Here is a 788-nt window from a genome sequence, read left to right on the forward strand (position 1 = left end):
TCCTTTCCGCCTGCGATTATCTATCTCTACACGCATAGGCTTTTTGTTGCAGGGCGTTACTCCTGCACAGTAATATTATAGCGCGAACCGCCGAGGCTTGTCCATAGGTATTGCGCCCAAAGTTTCTGTATCTGATTTGTGCGCACCGGACAGCACTCAGCGGCATCGCTATAATCGTTTTGTTGTCGGATATATTTTTAATCCGAGTAAGGATTTTTCTTCTCAAAGAAAGAAGTCTGACCGAGCATTTCTTCCTCGTCAGCAACATCATCATAGCTGTTATCCGAAACAGTTTTTTCATCAGCACCGGATGTAGTCGCTTGCTCGTGTTCTCTTGCGATCATATCCGCAAGAGCCTGTCCCTCACAGCTATACTGTTTGCACAAAGACTGATAGATCAGCAGAGCTTTCTGCTCACTCAGTTTTTCACATTCAGCCGTATCGGACTCGATTTGTTACGTCGTTGATGAGCGAGTCTATTTCATGCGATTTCTCAGGCGGCAGCTCGTTTCCAATGAAGCTGTGCAATCTTTCTTCTGCACTTGTGTATTCTTCATCGACCAACAGAGTGCGGTCAAAGTCCAAGCGTATGTGTTCCACCATATCTTTCAAAATGTCCATAGGTTGACCTCCTTGTAATGGCTATATGATAAGTATAAAGCAGTACAGGCTGAAAGTCCAGTCTTTCAGATAATGTCTGGATAAGCGCAGCAAAAAGACCTCTGAAAGCAAATTCCCCATAACATAGCGCACAAAACAGAACAGGGAGCGAAACTTCGCTCCCTGAT

General features: G+C 44.9%; 2 protein-coding genes. Both read right to left on the minus strand.

Annotated elements, in window-relative coordinates:
- Positions 1-197: 197 nt before the first annotated feature.
- Positions 198-344 carry a hypothetical protein gene (locus CUS_RS20470; protein WP_242831555.1) on the minus strand — a complete coding sequence of 49 codons (147 nt, stop codon included), beginning with the start codon at positions 342-344 and terminating at the stop codon, positions 198-200.
- Positions 345-432: 88 nt separating this feature from the next.
- On the minus strand, positions 433-621 hold the full coding sequence (locus CUS_RS12285) for a hypothetical protein (protein ID WP_037277308.1): 189 nt from the start codon (positions 619-621) through the stop codon (positions 433-435).
- Positions 622-788: the final 167 nt, after the last annotated feature.

Origin of the sequence: Hominimerdicola alba 8, assembly GCF_000178155.2 — a bacterium.
GTDB classification, from domain to species: domain Bacteria; phylum Bacillota; class Clostridia; order Oscillospirales; family Ruminococcaceae; genus Hominimerdicola; species Hominimerdicola alba_C.